Source organism: Parvularcula maris, from assembly GCF_024505085.1.
GTDB classification, from domain to species: domain Bacteria; phylum Pseudomonadota; class Alphaproteobacteria; order Caulobacterales; family Parvularculaceae; genus Parvularcula; species Parvularcula maris.
In genome coordinates, this window is record NZ_JANIBC010000014.1 from 1 (window position 1) to 23,950 (window position 23,950).

Below are 23,950 nucleotides of genomic sequence, written 5' to 3' on the forward strand. Positions count from 1 at the left end.
CGTAGGGCGGGTGCGCATCGCCAACGTTCCTTCAGTGCGAAGAGACCACCCGCACCCACGCAGCCCCACGCGCAGGCCACCCGGGCGCGGCTGCCGGAAAGGAAAGCGCATAAAACGATCAGCACACGGGCAGCCGCCCTACGTGGCTATGGCCTTCTACTAAATTTGTTCGAACTGTACCCGTAGGGATCCTTGGGCACGATTTCCAGCCTTTACATCGACGAATTGTTTGCAAATCAATTTATCCAGTTCGATGATTTTGTCAGCGTAAAGACATATACCGATATTGTTTGGAAACTTGAAGGTTGGCACGATAGTTGTAGCAGTAGGTGCAGGTTCGATACGAAGTTCTCCATCACTCGCGTGCTGAAAGACGGAATGCACAACTCCTAAGAGCAACATTCTAGAGCCTAGAAGATTTTTGCCGTCTTTAGTGCCAAAAGCCCCTGAACTAGCTAAAAACACAGGTGATCCGCTGGACCCTGGGTAGATGGCGCAATCAATTAGGAATTCTGGTCGCCCCTCAAAATCATTGTACGGCGGGGTAGCGGAGATACCCTTTCGGAAAACTGGTGTGTTGTTGCAACTATCCCACAAACCGTCGGGGTAACCGACAACTACAATCTCCTCCACCGCCATCAAATTGCGACGCTGTTCTAGGTCGAGGGCATGCCGAGAATCAGGAACGATAACGTCGGGCCTCGGACCGGTCTTACCAAGAGCGTCAATCACAGTTGAGAAGTTGATTGCTATCAGATCACAATCAGGCTCAGGATGAGGAAGAGCAATACTCTGAATACCTTCAACGTGAACTCTTACGTGTTGTATTATACCGTCCTTATTTATGACATCAACAACAAAACCAACCCTCTCGTATTCACCAATAACGTGCTTATTCGTAATTACGCTTATAAGAAATTTATCAAGCGTCCCGAAAGGATAAGATTTCCAAAAGAACCCGGTGCCAGTACTATCCAGAAGCTCTCCATCGAACATTTCAAGACGGCATGTCATCTTCGCCATCTGATCGTATGGGTTTACATTCTGCATAGTAGCCCTATTCGCCAGTTTTCTGTACTCGAATGCCGATTGTTGTTATACCTTAAGCCGCCTTCCTCTTCCGACCGGCCCGAGGCTTCCGCGCAGGCTTCGCCTCCTTCGCAGCGACCCGCTCGTCGTGGCGCACGAGCACCTCCTTTAGGAACCGCCCCGTATGGCTGGCTTCCGCCTCGGCCACATCCTCAGGCGTGCCCACGGCGACGATCTCGCCGCCGCCTGAGCCGCCTTCGGGGCCTAGGTCGATGATCCAGTCGGCCTGTTTGATGACGTCGAGATTGTGCTCGATGACCACCACGGTGTTGCCGGTGTCGGCGAGCTCCTGGATTACCTCCATCAGCTTGCGGACGTCCTCGAAGTGAAGGCCCGTGGTGGGCTCGTCGAGGATGTAAAGGGTGCGACCGGTGGCGACCTTGGAGAGCTCCTTGGCGAGCTTCACCCGCTGGGCTTCGCCGCCGGAGAGGGTGGTGGCCTGCTGGCCGACCTTGACGTAGCCGAGGCCAACCCGGCACAGGGTCTGCATCTTGTTCCGTATACTGGGCACCGCCTTGAAGAACTCGGCGGCCTCCTCAACGGTCATGTCGAGGACGTCGGCGATGGATTTGTCCTTGAACTTCACTTCCAGCGTCTCGCGGTTGTAGCGCTTGCCGTGGCAGACGTCGCAGGTGACGTACACGTCGGGCAGGAAATGCATCTCAATCTTGATGACGCCGTCGCCCTGGCACGCCTCGCAGCGCCCACCCTTGACGTTGAAGGAGAAGCGTCCCGGCTTGTAGCCCCTCGCTTTGGCTTCGGGCAGGCCCGAGAACCACTCGCGGATGGGGCCGAAGGCGCCAGTATAGGTCGCGGGGTTGGAGCGGGGTGTACGGCCGATCGGCGACTGGTCGATGTCGATGACCTTGTCGAGATGTTCGAGCCCGGTGATGCGGTCGTGCTTGCCGGGAACCGTCTTGGCACCCATCAGCTTGCGGCTGGCCGATTTGAACAGGGTCTCGATGGTCAGGGTGGACTTGCCGCCGCCTGAGACGCCGGTGACGCAGGTGAGGAGGCCGAGGGGGAAGGTGGCCGAAACGTCTTTAAGGTTGTTAGAGCTGGCGCCCTCGACCGTCAGTATACGTTTAGGATCGTAGACACGGCGCTCGTCGGGGACGGGGACTTCGCGGCGGCCCGCGAGATAGTCGCCGGTGATGGACTTCTTGTTGCGCTCGATCTGGGCAGGCGTGCCGGAGGCGACCACCTCGCCGCCATGGACGCCCGCGCCGGGGCCGATGTCGAGCACGTGGTCGGCGGTGCGGATGGCGTCCTCATCATGCTCGACCACGATCACCGTGTTGCCGAGGTCGCGCAGCCCACGGAGGGATTCGAGCAGACGCTCATTGTCCCGCTGGTGGAGGCCGATGGAGGGCTCGTCGAGGACATAGAGAACTCCGGTCAAGCCGCTGCCGATCTGGCTGGCGAGGCGGATGCGCTGGCTTTCGCCGCCTGAGAGCGTGCCTGAGGAGCGGTTCAGCGTCAGATAGCCTAGGCCCACATTGTTGAGAAAGTGCAGCCGGTCGCGGATCTCCTTCAGGATACGCACGGCGATCTGGCGCTCTTTATCGGTGAGCTGATCGTCGAGGTCGCGGAACCAGAGGTCGGCCTTGCGGATGGAGAGCTGGGAGACGCCAGCGATGTGCTCACCGCCCACCTTCACCGCCAGGGCGGCGGGCTTGAGGCGGGCGCCGTCGCAGACCTCGCAGGGGTGCACGGACTGGAACTTCTCCATCTCCTCGCGCACCCAGGAACTGTCGGTCTCGCGCCAGCGGCGCTCCAAGTTGGGAATTACGCCCTCGAAGGTCTTGGTGGTCTCGTAGCGGCGGAGGCCGTCGTCGTAGACGAAGGTGACCTTCTCCTTCTTGGTACCGAATAGGATGATGTCCTGCTGTTTTTTCGTCAGCTCACGCCATGCCGTTTCGACGTTGAAGCCGTATTGGCGGCCCAGCGCTTCGAGGGTCTGGGTATAGTAGGGGCTTTGAGTTTTCGACCAGGCGGCAATCGCCCCCTTGCGGAGGTTGACCTCGGTGTCCGGCACGACGAGCTCGGGGTCGAAGTGCACGGACGTTCCGAGGCCATCGCAGGTGGGGCAGGCGCCCTGCGGCGAGTTGAAGGAGAAGAGCCGCGGCTCGATCTCCTCGATGGTGAAGCCGGAGACGGGGCAGGCGAACTTGGCGCTGAAGGTGATCTTCTTCGGCTCTTCCTCGCCGCGCGGGGCGCTCTCCGCGATGGCGAGGCCGTCGGCCAGCTCCAGGCAGGTCTCGAAGCTCTCGGCGAGGCGGCTTTCGAGGCCCTCCTTGATGACCACCCGGTCCACGACCACGTCGATGTCGTGCTTGAACTTCTTGTCGAGGGTAGGGGCGTCGGCGATGTCGTGCATCTCGCCGTCGATACGCACCCGCTGGAAGCCGCGCTTCATCAGCTCCGCCAGCTCCTTCTTGTACTCGCCCTTCCGCCCCCGGATCATCGGCGCGAGGAGGTAGAAGCGGCTGCCGTCCCCCTCCGCCATCAAGCGGTCCACCATCTCCGACACGGTCTGAGAGGTGATCGGCTCTCCCGTCGCTGGCGAGTAGGGCACCCCGACTCGCGCCCAGAGGAGGCGCATATAGTCGTAGATCTCGGTCACCGTGGCGACGGTGGAGCGGGGGTTCTTGGAGGTGGTCTTCTGCTCGATGGAGATGGCGGGGGAGAGGCCCTCGATCTGGTCCACATCGGGCTTCTGCATCAGCTCCAGGAACTGGCGGGCATAGGCGGAGAGCGATTCGACATAGCGGCGTTGGCCCTCGGCGTAGATCGTGTCGAAGGCGAGGGACGACTTGCCCGAGCCCGAGAGGCCCGTGACCACGGTCAGCGCATCGCGGGGGATCTCCGCCGTGACGTTTTTGAGATTGTGCTCGCGCGCACCGGTGACCGTAATGTTCTTCGCCGACAAGGTGCGCCTCCACTCATCCCTAGCTGAGAAGCTAGGCGTGTAGGTGGTGACGGCACCGTGAACAAGGGGCGAACGGACGCGCCTTCGAGATCGTAAGCCAACCCGGTGTTGCAGATCATCACCGCGCCGCGAGAGCGCCGTTTTGTTATCATAGGATACGTGACGATTTCGCTCGGTCGCGCGTAGATAAGAACAGGGCCGAGCGCAGGCGGCGCTAATGGATCATGTTCGGGAGCGTCTCGTGCACCGTAGTTCTTTGTCGGGTCTGAAGATCCTCCTGATCGAGGGAGACCCCATCGTGGCGCTCGATCTCGCCGGTACGCTCGAGGATGCCGGGGCTTCGGTGTTCCTCGCTCTCAACGCTGCGGAGGGTTACGACCTCGCCGACCGGGGAGAGGCGGCGGCGTACGACCTCGCCATTCTCGATACGAAGATCGGGCGAAACGGGCTTCTGTCTTTAGCTGCCAAGCTAGAGAACCTAGGGACGGCGCTGGCCTTCTACACCGCGGTCGCGAACCGCTACTGGCTCGCGGAGCAGTTCCCCGAGAGCCTCATTCTTTCGAGGCAGCACGACAGCGACGTGTTTCTCAGCAGCCTGCAGAGCGACTTCGGCGCCGGTCGAGCCTATCTGAACTGACGCGCGATCAGAAGCCGATCTTGTAGGTGAGAAGCCCGCTCACTCCGCCATAGCTGAACTCGGTATTGACGAGATCGCCGCCGAAATCACCGCTGAGGTCGAAATCGTCGGTGGCGAGGTAGTTCGCCTCCACGCCGATCGTGCCGGGGATGAGCGGGAAGCCGAAGCTGACCCCCGCCTTGATCTGATAGGCGAGCTGGCCGTCCACGTCCTCGCCGCCGATCGTGTTGAAGTTGTTGGTGAGGTAGCCTGCGCCGATGCCGATATAGGGGTCGGGGAGAAGCGGAAAGGTCGGGCGCAGCACGGCGTTGGCCATGTAGGCGATGGTCCTGGGGTCGTCCTGGAGAGCGGTCTCGACATTGTCGACCGTGACCTCCTCCATCGACGCGGTGCGCAGGGTGACTTCGCCCTCTACCGCGACGAAGGGCAGAACGTAGTAGCCGACCAGGCCGCCGAGGACCGCACCTAGATCGGCGTCGCTGTCCACATCCACGTCCACGACCTCGCCGAGGAAGTTATCGCTGGCGAAGGCAACCGTGTCCGCGGTCTGCTGAAACAGGCCGGCATGGATCTGAACGTAGCCGCCAGCCTGGGCGGAACCGGCGAAAAGGGTGAGTGCGGCGGCGGAAGCCAGGAGTTTGTTCATAGAGCTGCCCTTCCTCATAGGCGTTGCGGCGCGATCGCCTGCCGGGAGAGAGGGTAGGGCAGCAGACGAAGATTGCCAGACTGTTTCGCCTCCAGCGTGCGAAGATTTTGTGGCCAGTTTATGGCCGCCCCTGCTGCGCTAGAACATTGCAGGAACAGATACGGGCGGCTAGAACGGAAAGCGTGGAAAACTAATTCGGCGGGCAGGTCCGAAGCGCCCTAGGCGTAGGCTTCTGACTGCTTTTGGAGGACCGGCAATGGCTGGAAGCGTGAACAAGGTGATCCTGATCGGCAATCTCGGCCAGGACCCCGAGGTGAGGCAGTTCGGAAATGGCGGGCAGGTCTGCAACCTGCGCATCGCGACCTCCGAGACGTGGAAGGACAAGCAGTCCGGCGAGCGGCGCGAGCGGACCCAATGGCACACGGTGGCGATCTTCTCCGAGCCCCTGGTCAGGGTGGCGCAGAACTACCTCAAGAAGGGCTCGAAGGTGTATATCGAGGGCCAGCTCGAGACCCGCAAATGGCAGGACCAGAACGGTCAGGACCGCTACAGCACTGAAGTCGTGCTGCGGCCCTACACCTCGACCCTGACCATGCTCGACGGCCGCGGCGGCGGTGACGGCGGGGGCATGTCCGGTGCCGGTGGCGGCGGCTACGGCCAGCAGATCAGCGGCGGCGGCTCCTCCGGCGGCGGCTACGATCAGGGCCAGGGCGGCGGCGACTACGATCTGGATGACGACATCCCGTTCTAAGGCAGGTGTCGGAGGCGATGAAGTCGCTGGATGAGCGCCGCGCGGACAGCTTCGAAAAACTGGCTCTAGGTCTGGCCGTTGGCTCGTTTCTAGGGAACTTTCCCTTCTGGGCCAGGCTTCTTCTCGTAACGCTAGCTATTATATCCTATGCGTTGAGTGAGCTGTTTGCGCGAAAGGCCATGGACTGATGACCATTGATGCTTGGGAAGCCGTTAGCTTGGCCGCCATTCTCGTCGGTGCCGGGGCAGGTCTTTACTGGTGGACCTCTCGCAAAGAGCAAGAACACGATTGAGACCCGACCCTCGCCTTTATACCGAGGCGCCGCTCGGCTCCGGCAGTTTCGGCTTCGACCAGGGGCAGCTTCGCTATCTCGGCTCCGTGTTGCGGCTGGGGCAGGGGGATGGGGTGCGGCTGTTCAACGGCCGCGATGGCGAGTGGCTCTACCGGATCGAGGCGCTGGAGAAGCGGGCTGGTTCGGCGCTCCCTGCGGAGAAACTGCGGGAGCAGCCAGGGTTGACGACGGCGCCGGTTCTCCTCTTCGCCCCGTTGAAGCGCGGGCCGACCGAGATGCTGGTGCAGAAGGCGACGGAGCTGGGCGCAACCTCCCTTCAACCTGTCATCACCGCGCGGACTGGCAGGGACAGGCTCAAGACCGACCGCCTGCAGCTTATCGCCACCGAAGCCGCCGAGCAGTGCGAGCGGATGATCGTGCCCTCGATCGCAGAACCGGTCCGTCTGGAGAAAGCGCTCGAACCCCTCACCGGTTTCGTCTTCTGCGACGAGGCGGGGGACGAGGAGGACAAGCCCTGGGGCGGTGAGGAGGGGCGTGCGCCCTTGGCGGCGCAGGTTTTCCCGGACGTTTCGCAGGCCCCGGAAGCCATCCTGATCGGCCCGGAAGGCGGCTTCACGCCGGAAGAGCGTGCCGCGCTGCGCGGCGACCCTCGGGCGGTACCCATCTCGCTGGGACCGCGTATTCTGAGGGCCGAGACCGCCGCCATCGTCGCACTGACCCTGTGGCAACTGCGCTTCGGCGATCTTGCCGCTTTGCCGCGGCGGTGAGCACGTCTAGCTGTTCCCCAACCATGAACCCCTTCGCGGGCGCGGCAAAGCGTGCTCAAGGCCGGGGGCGCCGCAGCGGCGGCGCGGAGCTATAGGAAAGAAGCACCCGTGACGCAGCTCGACGCCAGCACCCGCCACGACCTTCGCCCCATCGAGGACAAGGCGGAGCTAGCCGCCTATCTCGCCACCGGCTGCAAGCCGAAGGATGCCTGGCGCATCGGCACGGAGCACGAGAAGTTCGGCTTCCTCAAAGACAGTTTGGAGCCGCTTCCGTTCGCCGGTGAGCGATCCATCCAGGCCGTGCTGGAGGGGCTCTCGCGGGAGTTCGGCTGGCAGCGGTTGGAGGAGGACGGCAACCTCGTCGCCCTCAAAAAGGACGGTGCCTCGATCACCCTCGAGCCCGGCGGGCAGTTCGAGCTCTCCGGCGCACCGCTCAAGACCGTGCAGGAGACCTGCTCGGAGGTAACCCAGCATCTAAAAGAGGTGAAGGCCGTGTCCGACCCCTTGGGTGTCGGCTTCATCGGTCTCGGCGCCGCGCCCTTCTGGACCCGCGAAGAGATGCCGCGCGTGCCCAAGGGTCGCTACACCATCATGCGCCGCTACATGCCGAAGGTCGGCGGGCTCGGCCTCGACATGATGCACCGGACCGCCACCGTGCAGGTCAATCTCGACTTCGCCTCGGAAGAGGACATGGTGAAGAAGTTCAGAACCTCCCTGGCGCTGCAGCCCATCGCCACCGCGCTCTTCGCCAACTCTCCGCTGACCGAGGGCAAGCCCAACGGCTTCCGCTCCTGGCGCGCACATATCTGGACCGATACCGACCCGCACCGCACCGGGATGCTGGACTTCGTCTTCGAGGAGGATTTCGGCTTCGAGCGCTATGCGGAGTACATGCTCGATGTGCCGATGTACTTCCTCTGGCGTGACGGGGTCTACACGGATGCCGCGGGGCTCTCCTTCCGGGACTTTCTGGACGGAAAGCTGGAGGCGGCACCGGGTCAGCGCCCGAACATCGAGGACTGGAAGGACCACCTCTCTACCGCCTTCCCCGAGGTGCGTCTCAAGACCTTCCTGGAGATGCGCGGCGCCGATTCAGGATCCTGGGGCCGTATCTGTGCCCTGCCTGCCTTCTGGGTCGGGCTTCTCTATGACGAGGAGAGCCTCAACGGGGCCTGGGACCTCGTGAAGGACTGGACCGCCGAGGAGCGAAGGGCATTACGGCCCGAGGCAGCGAAGAACGGCATGGCCGGCGAGGTTGGCCGTATCCGGATCAAGGAAACCGCGGCGCAGGTCCTCGACCTCTCCCGCGCAGGGCTTCGCAGGCGCGCCGCCATGGATGCTGCGGGCACGGATGAGAGCGGCTTCCTTGCGCCACTCGCCGACATCGTGCGGACGGGGGAGAGCTTTGCCTGTCAGCTCCTGCGTGACGTAGAGGAGGGCGCGGACGCCGAGGCGCTCTTCAGGGCCTACGCCTTTTGACGGCGACGACCGAGGAGGCCTGCGCCGAGCTCTCTTCGCGGGACCCCGTGCTGGCCGAGCTTCTCCGGCGCAACGGCCCGCCCCGCTGGCGCGAGAGGGAGGGCGGCTATCCCGGCCTTGCGCGGATCATCATCGAGCAGCAGCTCTCCGTGGCCTCCGCCAACGCCATTCTCGCGCGGGTGCAGGTGCTGACCGAGGGTCTTTCACCTACGGCCGTTTTGAAGACAGAGGACGAGACGCTCCGCGGCGCGGGTCTCTCACGCCCGAAGATACGCTATCTCCGCGCGTTGGCCGAGAACGTGGAGGAGGGGCGTTTCTCGTTTCATGCCCTGCGCGATCTGGACGAGGCCGAAGCGGCGAGGGAGCTGGAGAAACTGCTCGGCGTTGGCAGGTGGACGGCGGCGGTCTACCTCCTCTTCTGTGAGAGCCGCCGCGACCTCTGGCCCAGGGGCGACGTGGCGCTCCTCGCCGCCCATCAGTCCGGGGGCGGCGCGTTCGCGCGGCAAGAGATAGGCGCGTTCGACGCCTTCGCGGAGGAGACCTACGCCCCGCACAGGGGTATCGCCGCCCATCTTCTGTGGTCGGAGATCGCGAGGATCAGGGGCCGGTCGCCGGTGTAGGCAGGACTTGCCTTCGCCCTTCAACCCGAACAGCCTCCCGTCAGAGGTTTCGAGAGAGGATTCATGGCTATGGGACGTAAGCTGATGCTGGTGACGCTGTGCCTGGCGATGTCCATCGGTCATGCCTTTGCGGACTGGCAGGAGAGCTATCTATCCTATCAGCAGGCGATGCAGGAGGGGGACCGAGACGCTGCCGAGCGTCACGCCCGCGAGGCATGGCAGGGTAGTCGCGAAGCGATGCCGCCTTCCGAGAACCGCGCGCTCCTGGCGCAGAACTATGCTGCTCTTGCAGTGCTGACCGACCCGCAAGGATCGGTGGAGGCCCTCGATGACGCCATCCTCCTGGCGGAAGAGGGGTTCGGCACCGGCAATTTCGATAGGCCGACACTGTCTTTCATACGCGCGGAGGTGCTCTCGCAGCTCAGACCCACCAAGCGCAGGCCGATGCGGGAGGCCGTCAAGGCGCTGGACGAACTGAGCGCCAAAAACCGCACGCTCACCGTTCCGCTGCAGCTTCAGCTCCGTCTCATCGACCGTCTTCACGAAGCCCGATTGTGGCCCGAAGTCATCGAGGTAGCCGGTTCCACCAGCGACCTTCTAGGCGAGATGGACAGCACCTCTCCGGCCCTTGCGGTTCAGGTGGAAGCCTTCCGAACCCATGCCGTCCTGAAGACGCAGCCGGAATCGAACGTCCAGGAAAGCCGCTTTGCCCGCAATCTGGAGGCGACCCGTCAGCGCTATGTCCAGATCGGATCGCAGATCGGCCCCCAGCCCTCCATTGACGAGTTCGACGAGACGCTGGCCAGGGTTCAGGCCTATCTCGGCCTGATCAGGGCGTTTCAGGCGAGCTACGGCCACCCGTCCGGGGAGCGGGCCGAGGACGGCATTATGTCGACCGCGGCCGAGCGGAGCTGCGCAGGGGAGACCACTTGGGAGAAGCGCTCCATGAGCTTTCCGAGGTCGCAGTACGGTACCAACGCCGCCGTGCTGATAGGCTACCACATCGACGAGGCGGGCCGGGTGACCGAGCCTCGCATTCTCGGCGAAGTGCCGATGGCCAGCCCCTTCGGCGAGAGGGTGCTGCAGCAGATCAGCAAGTGGGAGGCGGATGTGGACGGCCTTTCGGAGGTCTGCCGACGGGACCGGACGAACGGTTATCCAGTTCACGACCGTCCTTTGATGCACTTGTCACATAGAATCGGCTAAGACATTCTAGGTAGTAGAACGATCATACCAACGGAGACCATCGCCTTCAGCGTTGCCAGGTTTCATATCGAACCCCTTCTGGCCGAGCGAATAGGACGCTCGGCTCACCTGCCCTTCCGAATAGGCGGGCTGGTGAGAGGCGATGTCCTGGGTCTTCGGAGGCGCAGGAGAACGTAACGTGCAAGCTGTCCGCCAGTCCCCCGATGGGTGCCCCGCTCTGGTCCTGAACGCCGATTTTAGGCCCCTGAGCTACTTTCCCCTCTCCTTATGGTCCTGGCAGGACACGCTGAAGGCGGTGTTCCTCGACCGCGTGGACGTGGTGGCCGAGTACGAGCTGGAGGTCCGATCCGTCTCGAGCCGGATCAGGCTACCCTCGGTGGTCTCGCTGAAAAGTTATGTGAACCACGCGCGCAAGCCCGCCTTCACGCGCTTCAACGTCTTTCTGCGCGACAGCTTTGCCTGCCAGTACTGCGGCAAGCCCGACCGAGAGGGGCTGACCTTCGACCATGTCATCCCCCGCTCCCGCGGCGGCAAGACCACCTGGGACAACATCGTCGCCGCCTGCAGCCCTTGCAACCTACGCAAGGGGGGCAAGATGCCTCGCGACGCGAAGATGTGGCCTGCCCACACGCCGCGCCAGCCCAACATGTTCGAGCTCAACGAGAAGGGCAGGGCCTTCCCGCCCAACTACCTGCATGAGAGCTGGCACGACTATCTCTACTGGGATGCCGAGCTGGAGAGCTGAGCCTCCGGCGTTCAGACGTCGTAATGGGCCTCGTGGGTGATCTCGCAGTTCAGGAGCTTCGAGACGGGGCAGTTCTTGGCGGCGCTCTCGACGGCTTCCTCGGCGGTGCTCCTGTCGGCGCCTGGGGCTCTGAGGTCCACCTTGAGGTGGGACTTGGTGATGGCGAAGTCGCCGTCCTTCTGATCGAGCGTGATCTCGCAGTCCGTCTCGATGGCCGGGGCGTTGATGTCACGGTCGCCCAGCTCCTTGGACAGCGCCATGGAGAAGCAGGCCGCGTGGGCGGCGGCGATCAGCTCTTCGGGGTTGGTGTTCGGCCCGTCCTCGAAACGGGAGGCGAAGCCGTAGGGGACCTCGTGCAGAACGTCCCGGCCGGTGCTGATCCGGCCGTGGCCGTCCTTGATTCCGCCGTTCCAATGCACCTTTGCCGTGTTCGTGGTCATCTCGAATCTCCTCCGCTGATGGGCGGAAGACGAACGGGCTTGGGGCGAGTGCGTTCCCGAAGCCCGCTCAGTAGTCCCGCTTGTAGTTCGCGCCCAGGGTCTGCGCGCCGTCCGGCTGAAGGGTCGTCTCCAGGCTGATGGAGCGGGTGATCTCGTAGACCACGCTGATGATGGTGCCGACCTCGCTGAGGGACTGGCGGGCGGAGACGTAGATGTCCTCGGAGATGTACTTGCCGACCGTCAGTGCGCGGCCCGAGGGGTCGATGTCGAGGCGGTCGAGACCGAGTCCCGAGCGAAGGCCCGCGCCCATGCCCCCGCCCGAGCCGAACGCGCCCGAGAGCGTCGCCCCGGCCTGGGCGAGCTGCAGCGCTTCGGCCGCGCCGAGGTCGTTGGCCCGCCTGCCGAAAAGGATCAACGCCAGAACGTCCTCTTCGGGCAGCCTGGGGCTCGAGGTGAAGCTGATCTCCGGATCGTCGGCCGGCCCCTCGACATTGATGATGGCCGTGACGGTGTTGATGCCCTCACCGGCCTCGGTCTGCGCCTGAAGGTCGATGATCGGGTTGATCTCCTGAGAGCGCTGGAAGCCGATCAGGCCCTCCGTCAGCTCGAAGGTCCGTCCGCCCAAGGAGAGGTTGCCGTCCTCCAGGCGGATGGCGCCGCCGATCCGGGGGTCGTCGGCGGTGCCGCGGACCTGAAGATCGGCGCTCCACTCGCTCTGCAGGCCTCTCCCGCGCACGAACAGCCCGTTGCGGGCGCCGATATCGAGGTTGAGGTTGATGACCGGGCCGCTCTGCTGCGGGGTCTCGATCTCTTCGGCTCTGTCATCGAGCTCGCCGTCCACGCGCACGATGTTGACGGGCGCGTAGGTCGGCACCTCCTCGCCGCCTTCCAGCTCGGGGATCGTCAAGTCGAGTTCATCGAGGCGGACATTGCCCGCCAGCAGCATCTCGCTGAGCGTGCCGGTCAGGTTGATCTCCGAGGTGACGCGCAGCTCGAGCTCCGTGCTGTCGGCAAGCTGGGCCTCGTCGAGGACCAGGTTGATGTCCACGGAGGAGCTGTCTGGGCGGGTGTCCACACTACCGGTGAGGCGGACGGACTGGTCCCTGCCATTGGCGCCCGAGCCGGTGATGTTGATCTCGCCATGGGTGCCGTCGGCAGTATAGTTGAAGGTGACCCCGCCTGTCAGTTCACTGAGGGTGAGGCCGACCTGCTGGTCCTCGAAGCGGGCGCCGTCGAGGTCGATCCTGCCCTGGGCCTGGGGGGCGGCAAGCCCGCCTGTAACGGTGAGGTCGGCATTGATCCGCCCCGTGACCGGCGGCGCCTCGATGGCTGCGAAGGCGAGGAGGGGGGCGATCCGGTCTTCGTAGCGGACACGGACGTTGAGCCCGTCATCCTCCAGCGCGATGCCGATGGCGGGCTGCCGCTGCAGCGAGATGGGAAGCTGGGCGTCGATGGTGCCGAGCACCTCTTCCCCCTCGCGCAGGATCTGCGCGTCGGCCTGAACGAACTCGCCGGTCCAGCGGCCGTCGGCGGTGAGGCTGTAGTTGGTCTCGTCCTGGCCCGTGGCGTTGGCGGCGAGGGAGAAGGTGGCCGGCGTGCCTTGATCCGTATCGAGACTGAGGTCCAGATTAGCCGTCGCGTCCGCATTGGGGATGGGGATCGCGCGGGCCTCGACATTCGCCGTCCAGCGCCGGGGCGCAATCTGCGCTTCGGCGGTGATGACACCGTCTTCGAGATAGTCGATGGTGGTGGGGGCGACGCTGATCGTCTCGCCGATGCTGATCCTGGTGGGGGCCGCTAGGCTAACCACCTGGTCCTCGCCGGGGAGGGCCGCGCGGAACGTATCGAGGGCGATCTCGATGTCGCCCTCGGCATCCACCGTACCGCGGCTCGCCGCCTCGGTGATGAAAAGACCGCCCCCGCCCACATCCGTCGCGGCGAGATCGAAGGCGATGGCGCTTCTCGGGCCTTGGGCGGTCAGGTTCAGGGCTCCGAGCTCGTAGTCGTCGAGGCGGAGGCGGCGGCCTTGCGCGGTGACGTCGACCGGGTTGAGGCCTTCGCCGGTCCTGGCGTCGATCTCCAGCGTGCCGGAGAGGATCTGGCCGGTGACCAGGGTGGTCCGGCGCCCGGCGTCGAGGTCCACATCGACGGCTGCCGCCTGGGTATCGAGGTTGTAGCGCGCGGTGCCCTGACCCGACAGCTCGCCCGCCTGGAGGGTGAACTCGGTGACCGAGAGCTCGCGCCCCGCCATGGCGAAGACCGCCCGTCCCTCATAGCTGCCGTCTGCGGAGGAGAGCTCGACATTGCCCGAAGGTGCACCGGGAAGCCCGGTGAGGTTGGCGTTGAGCTGACCCGCTCCGAAGGCGTTGCCGTCTATCTGCCCCGCGGGCAGAGAGGCGCCGAGGTTCACGGCGAGCCGCTCCGTGGTGCCGTCGGCCTGAACGGTGGCGGCGAGGGGGCCTTGAAACCCTTCCTGACCGCTGAGGATGGTGAGCGCGCCCGCCCCGGCCCGGAGGTCCAGATTGGCCCTCACGCCTTGGGTTTCCGTGGCGTAGCTGCCGCTGCCGGTGACGATCACCCGCTGACCCTGCCGCGTGCCAAGCTGCACCCTAAGGTCGCGCCCCACGGCCATGCCTTCCGCCGTGTAGCGCAGATCGCCCGCAAGGCTCGCGCCTTCGGCGAGGAAGGGGTCGAGCTGGGGGATATCGAGGGCGACGCCCTTGGCCGTCGCTGCGACCCTGCCGTCGAAGAGAACCTCCTCCGTGGACCGTCCATCTTCGACGGTGAGCTGGACCTTCCCGGCGGTCAGCGCGGCAGCGAAGGCGTAGCCGTCCTCGACGGCCGCAGCATCGGCGTTGAGAGCGAAGGCGCCGCCTAGATCGGCAGCGCCGTAGGGCTCGAGAACGGCCGGTTCTATGTTGCCGCTGATCTCGGCATTCACGGACTGCGCCTCGCCGAGCCCGGCTTCGATCCTGCCGCCCAGACGGCCGAAGGCGGCCTGCAGGCGCTCGATGTCCACGACCAGCACTTCCTCACGAAGCTGACCGACCGCCGATAGGACGACCTCTTCGCCGAGTGCACTCGCGGCTTCGGCGGGCAGGAAGCTGCCCGGCTGCCATCGCAGCGTGGCCTGCAGCCGGTCGAGGGCGTCCATTGAGCCGCCCAGGCTGCCTCGCAGGTCGCCGTAAACCCCGGCGGTGGCGGCGATCTCCGCCGTCAGCGCGCTGAGCTCGCCGCTGGCTTCGAGCTGCAGCTCCGTGCGGTCCTCCGCCTTAATCAAGGTGGAGAGTAGGCCCGTCTCTTCACTCAGAAGGTCCAAGGAGAGCTGCACCTCCTCCTCGTCGTAGAAGGCGTTGAGACCGATGCGGTCCGTTCCCTCCTGGGTGCGGGCAGAGAGCTCGGCAATGATCTCGCCGTCCTGGTACCGGCCGCCGCTTTCCAGGGAGAAGACATAGCGCTGACCTAGAATACGCTCGCCGAGCACGAAGTCGGAGATGATAAGCGAGTCGAGCTTGACGTCGGGAATGCTGGGCGGCGAGCTCTCCTCTTCCGGCTGCTCCTCCCTCTCGACCGAGGGCGGCATGGCGAGGAAGGCGCCGTCCTTCAAGACCACGGTCTCGATGTGCACCTGACCCGAGATGAGGTCGAGCGGGTCCCATTCGAGGACGAACCGGTCGGCCCTCGCCCAGACTTCTCCGCCTGCGGAGAGAACCACGTCGGTCAGGATGATCTCGGCGGGCAGCTTGCCCTCGATCTCGCCGTAGGAGATGTCCGAGCCGAGCTGCTCACGCACCGCGTCCTCGATGATCGGGCGGCTGATCCGGTCGACCAGCGCGATGCCGATATTGCGCGAGGTGCTGCGGTCTCCGGCCTGGGGGTCGGCCGTGCCGAGACCGGGCAGGCTCACTTGGGTGAGGACGATCAGCATCAGGACGATGAGACCGATCAGGACACCGATGGTGCCGAGGGAGATGGCGGCGAAACGTTTCATCAGAAGGGCTGCCCCAGTCCGATCAGCACCTGCACGGGCGCATCGCCCTCGAAGGGGCCGCCTTCCACGGGCTCGTCGCGCTTGTCCAAGGGGAAGGCGATGTCGAGGCGGATCGGCCCGATCGGCGTGTGGTAGCGTACGCCTATCCCTGCGCCCACCAGCACGTTGCCGAAGTCCGGGGAGTTGCTTTCGAAAGCCCCGCCAATGTCAGAGAAGACAGCCAGCTCGATGGCTTCGGTGACGTGCTGGCGCAACTCGACGGAGATCTCCGCGAGGGACGCGCCGCCCAGGATCTCGCCGGTGGTGTTGTCGATGGGGCTAGCTTCCTGGAAAGCGTAGCCTCTGATCGAGCCGCCGCCGCCTGCGAAGTAGCGTTCCGTGGCGGGTATCTCTGCCCTGGACGCGCCGTAGATGGCGCCGACCCTGATGCGCCCCGCCAGGGTGCCGCCGTCGTCCTCACCCCAGAAGATACGGTCCGTATAGGACGTCTCCAGCCGGTTGAAGTTCACCGTGCCGACGAAGGGCTGCACGGTGAAGCGCGCCCTGAAGCCGTCCTGCGGATCGAGGGGCTCCTCCTGGTTGTCCCAGAGGACGGTGAGGGGGAAGCTGACGGCCTGGAAGATGCGGGTGGATGTCTCCACCGTCCCGCCGAGATCCTCGACGCAGCTCTCGTCATCGTCGGGGAAGATGCGCGCCCCGTTCGGCCCGAAGCATTCAAGCTCGCGAATGTCCGAGTGCTGCAGAAGAATGCCGCCCTCGGTGGTCAGGTCGTCGTTGAGCCAGAACTTGCCGATGGAGCCGCCCACCTGGGCCGTCTGCGCCTCGAACGCATCCGTGTCCTCGTTGCGCAGGATCGCCTGGAGGTTGTAGAAGCCCGGCAGGCGGGGGCGGTCCTTGCGGAAGCTCGCAGAGCCCTGCTGGATCGGCTGGGACGCCAGAATCTCCGCCCGCAAGGTCTCGCCGCGCTTGAGGGCGTTGCGGTTCTCCCAGAAGACCGTTGCCGTGGGGCCGATATCGGTGGCGTAGGAGACGCCGCCGCCGATCGTCCGGGGCTTGCGCTCAGTCACCCTGACCAGAATGTCCGTGGTGCCGTCTTCGGCGGGAAGCTGCGGGGTGACCTCGACCTCGGAGAAGAGCGCGGTCTCGACCAGCCGCTCGCGGTAGCGGTCGATTTCGGAGCGCTCGGCGAGGTCGCCCCGCTCGAAGGTGCGGTACTGGCGGATGTACTCGACATCGGTGCGCTCGGCGCCGGTCACCTCGATATTGGCGTAGGTCGCCTTGGCGCCGGTACGGACCTCGTAGGTCGCCCGCCCGCTCGCTTCCGAGAAGTCGGACAGCACCGCGCGGCGGGCGATCTCCGCACCGAGATAGCCCTCGTTCCAGAACCATTCGAGGATCTGGTTCTCGATGGCGAGGAGGCTCTCCCCCGTGGGGCTGCCGTCCGGCTCGATGCCCATAGCGTAGAGGCTTTCGGGGCGCTCCACCTTCTGCTCGTCCGCATAGGTGAGCTCGTAGCCAGTGATGTCGAACTTGGTGCCGGTCTCGATGGTGAAGGTGACGAGGACGTTGTCCTCCTCGCGCCTAACCTCCGGCTCGATGCGAGCCGCGTAGAAGCCTTTGCTCTGCAAAGCGGCTAGGAGCGCGTCGGCATCGCTGTTCGCGGCCCGGCGTACCGGCGCCAAGGCGCTGAAACTGTCCGGATCGCGGGCCAGCGAGGAGACGGGGCGCAGCTCCTTGCGCAGCTTGTTCGAGAGGCCCTCGATGGTGACCTTCACCTCGAGCTCGGCCGCGGCCTGACCGGCGAGGGCCAGGCACAGGGCAGGGGCGAGGAGGAGGCGGCGCAACATAATCATGGAACTCTCAGCGGAACGCAGGCACAACGCGCTTCGTTCCTTCCCCCTTCTTCTTCTAGGGTCCGCCTGATGCAGAACCTCCCTGATATCGCCCTCTTATTGAAGAACCGTGCCGCCGAGGTGGAACGGGCTTTGAGCGATGCCCTTCTTCCCTTCAGCGATGAAGCCGCCATCGCGCGCCTGCAAGAGGCCATGGGCTACGCCCTGACCGGCGGCGGCAAGCGCATGCGGCCCTTCCTGGTGCTGGAGACGGCGGCCCTTTTCGGTGCCGAGGACAGGGCCATGGAGGCTGCTATCGCCCTCGAAATGATCCACGCCTACAGCCTCGTCCATGACGATCTGCCGGCCATGGACGACGCCGAGACCCGCCGCGGCAAGCCCTCCGTACACAAGCAGTATGACGAGGCGATCGCGATCCTCACCGGTGACGCACTTTTGACCGAGAGCTTCTTCGTGCTGACAAGCTATGAGGGAGCGCTCTGCCGCGAACTCTGCCGTGAGTTGTCGAGGGCGGCGGGAACCCACGGCATGGTCGGCGGCCAGATGATGGACCTCTACCCCGAAGGCGAGACCGAGGAGCACATCATCGCCCTCCAGGACCGCAAGACCGGCGCCCTCATCGAGTGCGCCGCCGCCATGGGCGCACTCGTCGGCGGGGCGTCGGACGAAGAGACCGCGGCGCTGCGCACCTACGCGAAGAAGCTCGGCCTCGCCTTCCAGATCGCCGACGACCTCCTCGACGTGACCCAGACCGCCGAAGAGATCGGCAAACCGGCAGGCCGCGACGAGGAGATGGGCAAGGCCACCTTCGTCGGCCTCCTCGGCGAAGACGGCGCGCGGGCGCGGCTCCGGCAGGTGAACGACGAGGCGAGGGCAGCCCTGGGCCAGGTCGAGCGGGACACAAGCGTGCTCGAGGCGCTCCTCGACTGGCAGGCGGGACGGACGAGTTAGTCGCTATCCGCTAGAAGCTGAGTTGAAGGCGTATGTTTGCCAGTCCGGTGCCCAGTCTTCCTCAGCCTGGTTGCCCCATGCGGTCCAGCCTGGACGAACCCCGCGGGAGAATAACTCCAGCCTCGGTCCCCATGAGCAGCCTTCGATCAGGTCGTACTGCTCATCAGGCTTACGGCTATGCTCACGCTTTCTCGTGGCAAGCAGATTGACTTGTCTGCGCCCGAGATCGAGCGTCCGGGCATTCTTTCCCCTGACCCCGAAAAGAATCATTTCGGTGACATTGCGAAAGTAGAAACCGACGCCTCGGCCATCGGAGCCGCCATCCTTACGGATCTTATGCCAGACGATGTTGGATTTGTACTGGAATCCCCAGGCCTCCATCACGCGAAGACCATCCGGGAGGAGGGCGTTTGGAACCCACAGATAGAGATGCGACGGTTCCGCTGCGACCTGACCCACTGGGAGGTCACAGATTTCACCCAGCGACATGGTGGCGTAGCGGTTCAGCCTCTTATGCTCCGGCGCCATCTTCCCTGTTCGGTTGGTGAACTGCCATGGCGGGTCGGCGAGGATCGTACCGAACCGGGTCGAGCCAGCCGTCTTCAGAAGATCACGACCTGCGTCGGAGAGGGGGACAACGTTCTCAGCCGACATAGCAGCGCTCCGTGATACCGAATACGACGATAGGGCAACCTCCGCCTGCGCCGCCTTCCAGTCGGGGGAGCAGTTTGGAGACGTGGGTGGTCGAGTTCCCAAAACTGGACCCACGGCCTAGTTCGGTGAAGATGCGCTGCAGCTCGGTGGCGCGGGTGATGATGACACCGAGATCGATCGCGCGCAGCTCAAACAACTGTCGGAAATTGTTCAGGTCGCGGTCGAAGAACGGATCCTTGTTGTTCCATTCGAGTTCCAACGCCACCCGGTCCTTGACGCAATCAACGCTGTGGGTCGGCGAGTCGAGACGTTGGCCATCTACGATCACAGCGGTTTCGTAGGTCTTCTCCACCCAGCCCAGTTCGTAGAACCGACCGTCGATCTTTCGTGCAATACCGGATTTGCTGCCCCCTGGTGTGAGCACGTCCTCCTTCGAGAAGACGAACTCGCGCAAGACGGTGAGAATATCCCGGAAGCAGTTCGCGTGGGCCGTATGAAGAACTGCCAAGCCGTTGCGCCACTCGTAAGTGTCGTAACGCTCGCGAATATCGCTAGGAACGAGGCTTTCTACGGACATTGGCCAACTCCATCCGATTCGCTCCGGATAAGCGAATGAGAGTTTTCCTAGTTCCGCATTTGTTCTGATGGAAGAGGCGAAGCACAGCGACGCCAACCTACCTCAGACCGAAGGCAGCGCGGCCTTCTTGCTCACCTCGCGGAGCATGAAGCTCGACTCGATGCTGGCGACGTTGTCGGTGCGCAGGAGGCTGTCGGAGAGGAAGCTCTCATAGCTGCCGAGGGTGGGGAGCACGGCCTTGAGGTAGTAGTCGAACTTGCCTGTCACGAGCAGGCACTCCATGATCTCGGGCTTGGACTTCACCGTCTCCTCGAACTCGCGCAGGGAGACCTCGTCCTCCTTCTCGAGCTTGACCAGGATGACGACGGTCACGGGCAGGCCGAGCGCCTCGCGGTTCACTTCGGTGCGGTAGCCGCGAATGATCCCCTCGGTCTCCAGCCTGCGCAGGCGGCGCAGGCAGGGGGTCGGCGACAGACCGACCTTTTCCGCTAGCTCTGCGTTCGTGATACGAGCATTATGCTGCAGATGGTTGAGGATATTGCGGTCGATCTGGTCGAGCTTCATGGCGCTGCGTTTGCCGCGAGGGTATGCCTTTCGGCAAGCCTTTTTGTCGCGCATGCTGTGAAACCATGAGCTGGGCCGCCGCCACCTGCGCCGAAAGGGCCTTTGCCAGCCGCGGAAGGGCCGTGGCGGCTATCGACCTCGGCACCAATAACTGCCGCCTGATGATCGCCAAGAGGCGCAAGAGCGGCTTCGCCGTGGTGGCCACCTTCTCGCGAATCGTTCGTCTCGGCGAGGGCCTGGTCGCGACCGGAAGGCTCGCCGAGGGTGCGATGGACAGGACGGTCGATGCCCTCAAGGAGTGCGCCGAGATCATTGCCCGGTGGGATGTCGCCAGCGTGCGCGCCGTCGCCACCGAAGCCTGCCGATCGGCTGGCAACGGCGCAGCCTTCCTGGAGCGGGTGCGCCGGGAGACCGGTCTTCGCCTTGAGGTGATCGGCCCTGCGGAGGAGGCGAGGCTCGCTCTTATCAGTTGCTCGCCGCTGATCAGCCGCCGGGCCGGGCGCGCCGTGCTCTTCGACATTGGCGGCGGCTCGACCGAGATCAGTTTCTTGGAAGTGGGCCACGACCACGAGCCTGAGCTCTGCAAGACGATCTCGCTTCCGGTGGGGGTGGTGAGGGTGGCCGAAGCCCATCCCGTGCCCTTCACCGTCGAAGCCTACCGGAAGGTCCGGGCGGATATGGCGGCGGCCGTGCGGGAGCAGGGGCCTCGGAGCTTCCTGGCGGCGCTCGATCCGGCCAACGACCATCTCATTGGCACCTCAGGCACCGCGACGAGCCTTGCGGCCTTTCATAAAGGGCTCAAGCGCTACCGCCGGCGGGAGATCGACGGCAGTTGGCTCGGATCGGAGGAGATCGCGGCAGCGGCAAAGGCGCTGCGCAGCCTCGGCCAGGAGGGCAGGGCGGAGACCCCTTGCGTCGGCTCGGGGCGGGCGGACCTCATCATGCCCGGCTGCGCGCTTCTCGAGGGCATTCTAGAGGCGACCGGCTTGCGTAACGTCCGCGTGGCGGACCGGGGCCTTCGCGAAGGGGTGGTGACAGAGCTTCTCGCCGAGCGTAGCGCCGCCAGGCACGCCGCGGCCGCGGCAGCCCTCTCAGCGGAGTAGCTCCATGCCCAAGAAGAAAGGCCACGGCGGCAAGCCCAACGTCCTCGGCGACGAGCCGCAAGTCCGGCGGATGAAGGGCGACAAGAAGAAGGTCGCCGACAGAGAGCTCTCCGTGAAGGTGAAGACCGCCCGCGGCCGCAAGCTGGGCTCGACCCTGTGGCTGCAGCGCCAGCTCAACGACCCGCTCGTCATCCGCGCGAAGAAGGAGGGGTATAAGAGCCGGGCCGCCTACAAGCTGACCGAGCTCGACGACAAGTACGGCCTGTTCAAGCCCGGCGGCCGGGTGGTGGATCTCGGCGCGGCTCCGGGCGGCTGGTCCCAGGTGGCCGTGGCCCGGACCAAGGGGAAGGGCCGGGTGGTCGGCATCGACTACCTCGAGATGGAGGACGTGGAGGGCGCCGAGCTTCTTCAGATGGACTTCCTCGACGAGGAAGCCCCCGCCCGCCTCAAGGAGCTGCTGGACGGCCAGGCCGACGTGGTGCTCTCCGACATGGCCGCCCCCACTACCGGGCACCGCCCCACCGACCACCTTCGCATCATCGCGCTGGCCGACGAGGCGCTGGGTTTCGCCCTGGAAGTGCTCGCGCCCGGCGGGGCCTTCGTCGCGAAGGTGCTGCAGGGCGGCAGCGAGAAGGAGCTTCTCGACCGGCTGAAGCGCAACTTCACCAAGGTCCACCACGCCAAGCCCGAGGCGAGCCGAGCCGATTCGGCGGAGATGTACGTGGTCGGCCTCGGCTTCCGCGGCGAGCGAAAAAGCGACACGACCGCTTAACCGCTCTCTAAGCCAAGTTGTGCATCCTCCTCCGGCGCGACCGCAGGAACGGTGATGGCAAGGCTTCGGTCACTTTGGACGGCCTATGAGAGGTTTCTCCGCATCGACGGACAGACCGACCCTCTTGGCGCCATGCGCAACAGGGCGATCGCCGTCACCTGCCCCCTCTTCGCCCTGGTCCAGGTCCTCAACCTGTTCGGCATGACGATCAGTTATGGCGGCTTCACCTTCGACCACATCACCTCGCTCAGCGTGATCCTGTTCGCGAGCTGCCTTGCCGTCCTGCAGCGCTGGTACAAGCCGCCGAGCTTCTACTGCTTCACCTTCGGCGCGATGATCGTGGCCGGGGTTCTCGCCTCGTCGATGAAGTCGGGTATCAACAGCGCTCTCATCCCCTTCTTCATCATCGCGCCCATCACCTTGGGGTTCATCGGCGGGTGGCGCTGGGCCATCGCCTCGGCCGTTCCCGCCTTCGTGGTCCTGTCCGGTCAGTTCTATCTCAGCGTCACCAATGAGGAGATCGCCGCCGGGGTGTCGCTCTCCCGGCTGCAGCAGCGCTACTTCCAGGCCTCGTTCGCGCTCTTCACCTCGGCCTGCATTTCCACCATCCTCGCCTACATGGCCGAGAAGGCCGTGGTCGGGCTGACCGAAGAGGCGGAGCGGGCGAGGGCGTCGGAGAAGGCCAAGGACGCCTTTCTCGCCACCATGAGCCACGAACTCCGCACGCCCCTCAACGGCGTGCTAGGGCTGACAACCGCGCTCCTCGACAACGGCACGGCGGACAGAGCCGCCACGGCGGGTTCGCTGACCCATATCAAAGCCTCGGGCGAGCACCTTCTGACGCTGCTCAACGACCTTCTCGACTACTCCAAGATCGAAGCCCGCAAGGCCAGCATCGAGCCGAGGGACTTCGACCTGCGCGCGTTAGTGGAAGAGGTGCGCAGCATCTTCGCCGAGGAGGCGGTGCGCAAGGAGCTCGGCCTGACCGTCTCGGTCGCGGACGAGGTGGCGCCCGCTTTCCACGGCGACGACCGCCGGGTCCGTCAGATCCTCTGCAACCTCGTCTCCAACGCCATCAAGTTCACCGACAGGGGCGGCGTCTCTATCGAGGTGATCGAGGGCGGCGAGGCAGGCTTCGTCTTGCGCGTCACCGACACCGGCAAGGGGGTGCCTGAGGAGCAGCAGCGGCGTATCTTCGAACCCTTCGAGCAGGGCGAGCAGGGTATCTCGAGGCGCTTTGGCGGCACGGGGCTCGGCCTCGCCATCTGCCGCGATCTGGCCGAGCAGATGGGCGGCTCGGTGGGGATCGAGGAGAGTTCTCCGCAAGGCACGACGATGAGGCTGGAGCTGCCTTTCGCAAGCCGCGCGCCCCTCGCCGCACCTTCCGAGCAGCATGAGGCGGTGTCGGTCGATTTGCGGGGCGTCAGGGCCCTCATCGTCGACGACAACGAGGTGAACTTGCTGGTGGCGTGCCAGTTCGTGCGGGCCATGGGCGCCTCGGTGGTCACCGCCTCGACGGGTAGCGATGCCCTGGCCGATCTGAAGGAGGGCGGCTTCGACATCGCGCTGATCGACCGGCGGATGCCCGGCATCGACGGCGAGACGATCATCAGGGCGATCAGGGCGGGGGAGGCGGGGCCGCCGGACCTGCCGGTCGTGGTCGTCACCGCCGATGCGGGCGAGAGCGACCGCGCCGCGCTCCTGCGGCTTGGGGCGGACGGCTTCGTGGCCAAGCCGATCAGGCCGTCCAAGCTGCGCTGCGCGGTGACGCAGGCTCTCGCTAGGCCTGCCAAGCCGGGTCCAGACGCGCGCGAAGCGGGGTAGGGCTGTACCCTCGAAGGGGGTCTTGGCAAGCTCGCCGGATCGCCGCTATACGCGCCC

General features: G+C 64.8%; 20 protein-coding genes. 11 read left to right on the forward strand and 9 right to left on the reverse strand.

Annotated features, from left to right (window positions below):
* Positions 1 to 159: 159 nt before the first annotated feature.
* Positions 160 to 1,023, reverse strand: a complete 864-nt coding sequence (locus NOG11_RS12415) for a S1 family peptidase (RefSeq protein WP_256620081.1) — start codon at positions 1,021 to 1,023, stop codon at positions 160 to 162.
* 79 nt (positions 1,024 to 1,102) lie between these two features.
* Positions 1,103 to 4,021 (reverse strand): excinuclease ABC subunit UvrA, encoded by a 2,919-nt coding sequence (uvrA, locus tag NOG11_RS12420; protein ID WP_256620082.1) that lies wholly within the window; start codon positions 4,019 to 4,021, stop codon positions 1,103 to 1,105.
* 241 nt (positions 4,022 to 4,262) lie between these two features.
* On the opposite strand from uvrA, the gene NOG11_RS12425 reads away from it, so the two are divergent.
* Positions 4,263 to 4,658 carry a response regulator gene (locus tag NOG11_RS12425; RefSeq protein WP_256620083.1) on the forward strand — a complete coding sequence of 132 codons (396 nt, stop codon included), beginning with the start codon at positions 4,263 to 4,265 and terminating at the stop codon, positions 4,656 to 4,658.
* 7 nt (positions 4,659 to 4,665) lie between these two features.
* On the opposite strand, the gene NOG11_RS12430 is transcribed toward NOG11_RS12425, so the two are convergent.
* Positions 4,666 to 5,304: an outer membrane beta-barrel protein gene (locus NOG11_RS12430; protein ID WP_256620084.1), complete on the reverse strand. Its 639-nt coding sequence runs from the start codon at positions 5,302 to 5,304 to the stop codon at positions 4,666 to 4,668.
* A 256-nt stretch (positions 5,305 to 5,560) separates the two neighbouring features.
* Here NOG11_RS12430 and ssb point away from each other — a divergent pair, with 256 nt between their 5' ends.
* The 6 genes from ssb (at position 5,561) to NOG11_RS12460 (ending at position 11,164) form a co-directional block, all read left to right on the forward strand.
* Positions 5,561 to 6,055, forward strand: coding sequence for a single-stranded DNA-binding protein (ssb, locus tag NOG11_RS12435; RefSeq protein ID WP_256620085.1), 495 nt, complete (start codon positions 5,561 to 5,563; stop codon positions 6,053 to 6,055).
* Positions 6,056 to 6,343: 288 nt separating this feature from the next.
* Positions 6,344 to 7,114 carry a 16S rRNA (uracil(1498)-N(3))-methyltransferase gene (locus NOG11_RS12440; protein WP_256620086.1) on the forward strand — a complete coding sequence of 257 codons (771 nt, stop codon included), beginning with the start codon at positions 6,344 to 6,346 and terminating at the stop codon, positions 7,112 to 7,114.
* A gap of 108 nt (positions 7,115 to 7,222) precedes the next feature.
* Positions 7,223 to 8,593, forward strand: a complete 1,371-nt coding sequence (locus NOG11_RS12445) for a glutamate--cysteine ligase (protein WP_256620087.1) — start codon at positions 7,223 to 7,225, stop codon at positions 8,591 to 8,593.
* Positions 8,590 to 9,213 (forward strand): DNA-3-methyladenine glycosylase family protein, encoded by a 624-nt coding sequence (locus NOG11_RS12450; protein ID WP_256620088.1) that lies wholly within the window; start codon positions 8,590 to 8,592, stop codon positions 9,211 to 9,213. Before NOG11_RS12445 ends, NOG11_RS12450 begins: the two co-directional genes overlap by 4 nt.
* A 63-nt stretch (positions 9,214 to 9,276) precedes the next feature.
* Positions 9,277 to 10,419 (forward strand): hypothetical protein, encoded by a 1,143-nt coding sequence (locus NOG11_RS12455; RefSeq protein ID WP_256620089.1) that lies wholly within the window; start codon positions 9,277 to 9,279, stop codon positions 10,417 to 10,419.
* Positions 10,420 to 10,561: 142 nt separating this feature from the next.
* Complete coding sequence (locus NOG11_RS12460) at positions 10,562 to 11,164, forward strand: HNH endonuclease (RefSeq protein ID WP_370468288.1); 603 nt, start codon at positions 10,562 to 10,564, stop codon at positions 11,162 to 11,164.
* A gap of 11 nt (positions 11,165 to 11,175) precedes the next feature.
* Here NOG11_RS12460 and NOG11_RS12465 read toward each other — a convergent pair whose 3' ends face one another.
* From NOG11_RS12465 to NOG11_RS12475, 3 genes are all read right to left on the reverse strand, one after another.
* Positions 11,176 to 11,604 carry an OsmC family protein gene (locus tag NOG11_RS12465; RefSeq protein WP_256620091.1) on the reverse strand — a complete coding sequence of 143 codons (429 nt, stop codon included), beginning with the start codon at positions 11,602 to 11,604 and terminating at the stop codon, positions 11,176 to 11,178.
* A gap of 67 nt (positions 11,605 to 11,671) precedes the next feature.
* A complete protein-coding gene (locus tag NOG11_RS12470) occupies positions 11,672 to 15,595 on the reverse strand; it encodes a translocation/assembly module TamB domain-containing protein (protein WP_256620092.1) in 3,924 nt (1,307 codons plus the stop codon).
* Positions 15,595 to 17,448: an autotransporter assembly complex protein TamA gene (locus tag NOG11_RS12475; protein WP_256620093.1), complete on the reverse strand. Its 1,854-nt coding sequence runs from the start codon at positions 17,446 to 17,448 to the stop codon at positions 15,595 to 15,597. The genes NOG11_RS12470 and NOG11_RS12475 overlap by 1 nt, the downstream gene beginning before the upstream one ends.
* 69 nt (positions 17,449 to 17,517) lie before the next feature.
* On the opposite strand from NOG11_RS12475, the gene NOG11_RS12480 reads away from it, so the two are divergent.
* Positions 17,518 to 18,399 (forward strand): polyprenyl synthetase family protein, encoded by an 882-nt coding sequence (locus NOG11_RS12480; RefSeq protein WP_256620094.1) that lies wholly within the window; start codon positions 17,518 to 17,520, stop codon positions 18,397 to 18,399.
* Between the two features lie 3 nt (positions 18,400 to 18,402).
* Here the strand turns inward: NOG11_RS12480 and NOG11_RS12485 are convergent, their stop codons facing one another.
* The 3 genes from NOG11_RS12485 to NOG11_RS12495 all read right to left on the reverse strand — a co-directional run bounded on the left by NOG11_RS12485 (position 18,403) and on the right by NOG11_RS12495 (position 20,194).
* The gene (locus tag NOG11_RS12485) at positions 18,403 to 19,053 is read right to left on the reverse strand and encodes an MT-A70 family methyltransferase (RefSeq protein ID WP_256620095.1); all 651 of its coding nucleotides are present in this window, start codon (positions 19,051 to 19,053) and stop codon (positions 18,403 to 18,405) included.
* The gene (locus NOG11_RS12490; protein ID WP_256620096.1) at positions 19,043 to 19,630 is read right to left on the reverse strand and encodes a BglII/BstYI family type II restriction endonuclease; all 588 of its coding nucleotides are present in this window, start codon (positions 19,628 to 19,630) and stop codon (positions 19,043 to 19,045) included. The genes NOG11_RS12485 and NOG11_RS12490 overlap by 11 nt, the downstream gene beginning before the upstream one ends.
* Positions 19,631 to 19,732: 102 nt before the next feature.
* Positions 19,733 to 20,194, reverse strand: a complete 462-nt coding sequence (locus NOG11_RS12495; protein WP_256620097.1) for an Lrp/AsnC family transcriptional regulator — start codon at positions 20,192 to 20,194, stop codon at positions 19,733 to 19,735.
* A 65-nt stretch (positions 20,195 to 20,259) separates the two neighbouring features.
* On the opposite strand from NOG11_RS12495, the gene NOG11_RS12500 reads away from it, so the two are divergent.
* The 3 genes from NOG11_RS12500 to NOG11_RS12510 are packed head-to-tail and all read left to right on the forward strand — an operon-like array spanning position 20,260 to position 23,893.
* On the forward strand, positions 20,260 to 21,297 hold the full coding sequence (locus NOG11_RS12500; RefSeq protein ID WP_256620098.1) for a Ppx/GppA phosphatase family protein: 1,038 nt from the start codon (positions 20,260 to 20,262) through the stop codon (positions 21,295 to 21,297).
* Between the two features lie 4 nt (positions 21,298 to 21,301).
* Entirely contained in the window at positions 21,302 to 22,069 is a 768-nt protein-coding gene (locus NOG11_RS12505; RefSeq protein WP_256620099.1) for an RlmE family RNA methyltransferase, read from the forward strand.
* Between the two features lie 54 nt (positions 22,070 to 22,123).
* Positions 22,124 to 23,893 (forward strand): ATP-binding protein, encoded by a 1,770-nt coding sequence (locus NOG11_RS12510; protein WP_256620100.1) that lies wholly within the window; start codon positions 22,124 to 22,126, stop codon positions 23,891 to 23,893.
* The last annotated feature ends 57 nt before the right edge of the window (positions 23,894 to 23,950 follow it).